The sequence below is a fragment of the Pseudomonas sp. SED1 genome (assembly GCF_034044025.1).
Taxonomy (GTDB): Bacteria; Pseudomonadota; Gammaproteobacteria; order Pseudomonadales; family Pseudomonadaceae; genus Aquipseudomonas.
The window spans coordinates 1-5374 of sequence record NZ_JAXCIS010000036.1 but is presented as its reverse complement, the minus strand read 5'-3'; the positions used below and the strand labels follow the sequence as shown (position 1 = coordinate 5374).

5 protein-coding genes are annotated in these 5374 nt (G+C 63.1%); 4 read left to right on the top strand and 1 reads right to left on the bottom strand.

Going from position 1 to position 5374, the window contains the following annotated elements; genetic code table 11:
* Positions 1-15: 15 nt before the first annotated feature.
* Positions 16-765: a substrate-binding periplasmic protein gene (locus SNL23_RS04395; RefSeq protein ID WP_318301710.1), complete on the bottom strand. Its 750-nt coding sequence runs from the start codon at positions 763-765 to the stop codon at positions 16-18.
* Positions 766-898: 133 nt separating this feature from the next.
* On the opposite strand from SNL23_RS04395, the gene dnaX reads away from it, so the two are divergent.
* The 4 genes from dnaX to recR all read left to right on the top strand — a co-directional run bounded on the left by dnaX (position 899) and on the right by recR (position 5309).
* Positions 899-2953, top strand: a complete 2055-nt coding sequence (dnaX, locus tag SNL23_RS04390; RefSeq protein ID WP_318301709.1) for a DNA polymerase III subunit gamma/tau — start codon at positions 899-901, stop codon at positions 2951-2953.
* Between the two features lie 43 nt (positions 2954-2996).
* Positions 2997-3335: a YbaB/EbfC family nucleoid-associated protein gene (locus tag SNL23_RS04385; RefSeq protein ID WP_003193199.1), complete on the top strand. Its 339-nt coding sequence runs from the start codon at positions 2997-2999 to the stop codon at positions 3333-3335.
* A 271-nt stretch (positions 3336-3606) separates the two neighbouring features.
* Complete coding sequence (locus SNL23_RS04380) at positions 3607-4641, top strand: NADP-dependent oxidoreductase (RefSeq protein ID WP_318301708.1); 1035 nt, start codon at positions 3607-3609, stop codon at positions 4639-4641.
* A 65-nt stretch (positions 4642-4706) separates the two neighbouring features.
* Entirely contained in the window at positions 4707-5309 is a 603-nt protein-coding gene (recR, locus tag SNL23_RS04375) for a recombination mediator RecR (RefSeq protein ID WP_003219049.1), read from the top strand.
* Positions 5310-5374 lie beyond the last annotated feature (65 nt).

Sequence of the window (5374 nt, the reverse complement as noted above, 5' to 3'; positions counted from 1 at the left end):
GTAAATCAGGTGATCTTAAGGGGAGGGTGCGCTGTTCCCGGTATAGAGATTGATGATTTCATCAATCTCACCGGACATTTTCATCCGCAGCAACGTGCGCAAGATCTGCTGCCCCGGCACCTGCGGGTCGTTACGCACATAGCACCCCAGGCTTTGCTCCTCGATCACAGCCACCGTGTGCAGGCGCTGTGTGGGCGGTAACTGCTGATTGAAGCGGTCGAGAATCCATTCGTTGCTCACCGCGTACTTGAAGCGTCCGGCCACCAGCTTTTGCAGCACTTGCTCTTCACTGCGGCTGTCGTCGCGGCTGAGCTGACCGCTGGCGAAGCGTGCCTCCAGGGTCGGGTAGCTATAGCCGAGTACCGTGCCGATGTGTTGCGGCGCCAGTCTGTCCAGAACCACCGAAGGCGGCGGCACGTGCGCCGTGACCAGCACATTGCGCTGCACCAGCAGCGGGATGCTCCAGGTGTAGTCACCCGACAGGTTGTTCAGCCACGCCGGCGTCACGTAGCAGCGCACATCAACGTCGCCACGCTCCATGGCGGTGTCGATGCGCGCCCGGGGGAGTACATGGAATTTCGCGGGGCGCCCGACCTGGGTGGCCAGGCTCAACATCAGGTCATACAAAATCCCTTGGGTCGGCTGGCCCTGGTCGAGTTGCACCATGGGCATGGTCCAGCTGTCGGAAATCGAGAAACGCAGAGGTGCGGGCGCCGCCACGCTGACCGTGGCAATCATCCACAAGGCGCCCAGGACTGCGCGCATAAACTCTCCGGGTTCAGCCTTTTACGGGCTTGGTTAGACCAGCTTAGTCAGATTAGACGAGCGTGCCGGATGCAATTTCCCCCTTGCTCCGCTAGCATTACCCGCTTCCGCTTCCCAGTTGCGACGGTTTTCGATGAGTTATCAGGTTCTTGCACGTAAATGGCGTCCGCGCTCGTTCCGCGAAATGGTCGGCCAGACCCATGTGCTCAAGGCTCTGATCAATGCCTTGGACAGCCAGCGGCTGCACCACGCCTACCTGTTCACCGGTACCCGCGGTGTGGGCAAGACCACCATTGCGCGCATCATCGCCAAGTGCCTGAACTGTGAAACCGGCATCACCTCGACGCCGTGCGGTACGTGCTCGGTGTGCCGGGAGATCGACGAAGGGCGCTTTGTCGACCTGATCGAGATCGACGCCGCGAGCCGCACCAAGGTCGAAGACACCCGCGAGTTGCTCGACAACGTGCAGTACGCGCCCAGCCGTGGCCGCTTCAAGGTCTACCTGATCGACGAAGTGCACATGCTGTCCAGCCACTCTTTCAACGCCTTGTTGAAAACCCTGGAAGAGCCGCCGCCCTACGTCAAATTCATCCTGGCCACCACCGACCCGCAGAAACTTCCTGCAACGATTCTGTCGCGGTGCCTGCAGTTCTCCCTGAAAAACATGACCCCGGAGCGCGTGGTCGAGCATTTGACCCACGTGCTGGGTGTCGAGAACGTGCCGTTCGAAGACGACGCCCTGTGGTTGCTGGGCCGCGCCGCCGACGGCTCGATGCGCGACGCCATGAGCCTCACCGACCAGGCCATCGCCTTCGGTGAAGGCAAGGTTATGGCCGCCGACGTGCGGGCGATGCTCGGCACCCTCGACCACGGCCAGGTGTTCGGTGTGCTGCATGCACTGATCGAAGGCGACGCCAAGGCGTTGCTCGAAGCCGTGCGCCACCTGTCCGAGCAAGGCCCGGACTGGAATGGCGTGCTCTCGGAGATTCTCAACGTGCTGCACCGCGTCGCCATCGCCCAGGCCCTGCCTGAAGGCGTCGACAACGGCCACGGCGACCGCGACCGTGTGTTGGCCCTGGCCCAGGCGTTGCCGGCCGAAGATGTGCAGTTCTACTACCAGATGGGCCTGATTGGCCGACGTGACTTGCCGTTGGCCCCCGACCCGCGTGGCGGCTTCGAAATGGTCCTGCTGCGGATGCTGGCCTTCAGGCCCGCCGACACGGCGGATGCACCGAGACAGCCGCTAAAGCCAGTGGGGATCAGCCAGGCCACAGTTGATTCCGCCAAACCAGTGGCTGGCCCGGCTGTTGTCGCGCCAGTGGTTGCGCCGCCGGTGCCTGTTGCTCCGGCGCCGGCCCCGGTTGTTGCCGAGCCTGTGGCGCCTGTGGTCGTGCCTGAGCCGGTGGTCGAGCCTGCGCCCGTGCCTGAAGTCGACCTGCCGTGGAATGACCCGGTAGAAGCCGAGGTCGAGCTGCAGCCTGCCGTCGAGCCGGTGCTGGAAACGGCCGCCGAGCAGCCCGAACTTACGCCGATGCCGTCGCCGACCCCGGACAGCGTGGTGCCAGATGCTCCGGAATGGGCTTCGGCCCCGGTGCCGGAGCCGACCGTCGCGCAAGTGGACGCCGCCACCCCGGGCACCGACCTCGACGACGAGCCGCCGCTGGACGAAGACTACATTGAGCCGGACATCGATTCGGCTTACAGCTACCTGGACGACCTGGCCAGCGAACACACCGCCGAGCCTGCCCCGGAGCCTGAACCTGAACCCGCAGCAATGCCGGCCACCGGCCTGGCGTTGCAATGGCTGGAGCTGTTCCCGAAACTGCCAATCTCGGGCATGACCGGCAGCATCGCCGCCAACTGCACGCTGATTGCCGTGGATGGCGACCATTGGCTGTTGCACCTGGACCCGGCCCACAGCGCCCTGTTCAACGCGACCCAGCAGCGCCGGCTCAACGATGCCCTGAACCAGTTCCACGGCCGCACGCTGACCATCAGCATCGAGCTGATCAAGCCCGAACAGGAAACCCCGGCCCAGGCTGCGTCCCGCCGCCGGGTCAACCGCCAGCGCGAAGCTGAAGAGTCGATCCAGGGTGATCCGCTCATCCAGCAGATGATGCAGCAGTTTGGCGCGGTGGTGCGTCACGATACTATTGAACCTGTAGAAGCCCCGGTTCAGGCGTCATAAGCCGGGGCCAATAATTGATCCACGTACTTTTGAGGTGATTCCCATGATGAAAGGTGGCATGGCCGGCCTGATGAAGCAGGCGCAGCAGATGCAGGAAAAGATGGCCAAGATGCAGGAAGAACTGGCCAACGCCGAAGTCACCGGTAAAGCCGGTGGCGATATGGTCAGTGTGGTGATGACCGGTCGTCACGACATCAAGCGCGTGAGCATCGACCCAAGCGTATTGCCGGGCGTGGGCGAAGACGACCTGGAAATGCTCGAGGCGCTGTTTGCCGCGGCCGTCAACGACGCCGTGCGCAAGATTGAAGCCAACAGCCAGGACAAAATGTCCGGCGTGACCGCTGGCATGCAACTGCCGCCGGGTATGAAGCTGCCGTTCTGATCGGCAAGCGCAGCACCGAAAATGCCAGGCCCCGTGCCTGGCATTTTTTTGGCCGGCTATTTTCCATACCCGTAGCAGCTGTCGAGCCGCAGCGAGGCTGCGTCGGCAGCGACTCGGTCCCACGTCTGGCATGAAAGCAGCGGTGCGGCTAACGTAGCCTCGCTGGCGCTCGACAACTGCTACTGCGAGAGTTTTGTCGAACCCTGGGCCCTGTTTTGGGGTCTGCACCCTATACCGTTGAATTCAATCACCGATAGAAGGAGCCTCGCTGATGTCCGAAGCATTGACCCTCAACCAGCGCATTGTGCTGGTCTCACGCCCCCACGGCGCACCGGTGCCGGAAAACTTTCGCCTGGAGCGCGTCGCGCTGCCGGAACTGGCCGACGGCCAGGTACTGCTGAAAACCCTTTACCTGTCGCTGGATCCCTACATGCGCGGGCGCATGAGTGATGCGCCGTCCTACGCCGCGCCGGTGGAAATCGACGAGGTGATGACCGGTGGCGCTGTCAGCCGTATCGAGCAATCACGTAATCCCAAGTTCGAAGTGGGTGACCTGGTGGTCGGTTCCACTGGCTGGCAGAGCCACAGCATCTCCGATGGCCGCAACCTGACGCCGGTGCCCAAGGGCCTGGCCAGTCCGTCCATGGCCTTGGGCGTGCTGGGTATGCCCGGCATGACCGCTTACATGGGCCTGATGGATATCGGCCAACCCAAGTCCGGGGAAACCCTGGTGGTGGCGGCGGCTTCCGGCGCGGTGGGCTCGGTGGTCGGCCAGGTGGCGAAGATCAAGGGCCTTAGGGTGGTCGGCGTGGCGGGTGGCGCCGACAAGTGCCGCTATGTGGTGGACGAGCTGGGCTTTGATGCCTGCGTCGATCACAAGAGCGACAACTTTGCCGAGGAACTTGCCCAAGCGTGTCCCGAGGGCATCGACATCTACTTTGAGAACGTCGGCGGCAAGGTGTTCGACGCGGTTGTGCCGCTGCTGAATGCCAAGGCCCGAATCCCGTTGTGTGGCCTGATTGCCGGTTACAACGCCCACGAAGCCCCCAGCGGCCCCGATCGGCTGCCAGCGCTGCAGCGCACCTTGCTGACCAAGCGTGTGCGCATCCAGGGCTTTATCGTGTTCGACGACTATGGCGACCGTCAGCCGGAATTCCTCAGCGCCATGGCGCCGTGGGTGCGGGACGGCAAGATCAAGTTCCGCGAAGACGTGGTGGAAGGCCTGGAGCAGGCACCAGAAGCCTTTATCGGTTTGCTGGAGGGGCGCAACTTCGGCAAGTTGGTGGTGCACGTCGCACAAGATTGAGCATTTGACGCTAATCCGGGGCGCGGGTATAAACCGCGTCTCGTTGTTTTGTCGGACCTTTCCCCATGAGCTTCAGCCCCCTGATTCGTCAACTGATCGACGCCCTGCGCACTTTGCCAGGCGTGGGTCAGAAAACCGCCCAGCGCATGGCGCTGCAACTGCTGGAACGTGATCGCAGCGGCGGCTCCCGACTGGCCCAGGCCTTGAGCCAGGCCATGGAAGGGGTAGGCCACTGCCGCCAGTGCCGCACCTTGACCGAGGAAGAGCTCTGCCCGCAATGCGCCGACCCGCGTCGCGACGACACACTGTTGTGCGTGGTTGAAGGGCCGATGGACGTATACGCGGTGGAGCAGACCGGTTACCGCGGGCGCTACTTTGTGCTCAAGGGCCACCTGTCGCCGCTGGACGGCCTGGGGCCGGAAGCTATCGGTATTCCGCAACTGGTGACGCGGATCGAGGAGCAGGGCACCTTTGTCGAGGTGATCCTGGCCACCAACCCTACGGTGGAAGGCGAAGCGACGGCCCATTACATCGCGCAGTTGCTGACCAACAAAGGCCTGATCACCTCGCGCATCGCCCACGGTGTGCCGTTGGGTGGCGAGCTGGAACTGGTGGATGGCGGTACCTTGGCGCATTCGTTTGCCGGGCGTAAGCCGATCGCCCTGTAACAAACACCGCAGGACAACATGTGGGAGCGGGCTTGCTCGCGAATGCGCTGCTTCAGTCGATGTAT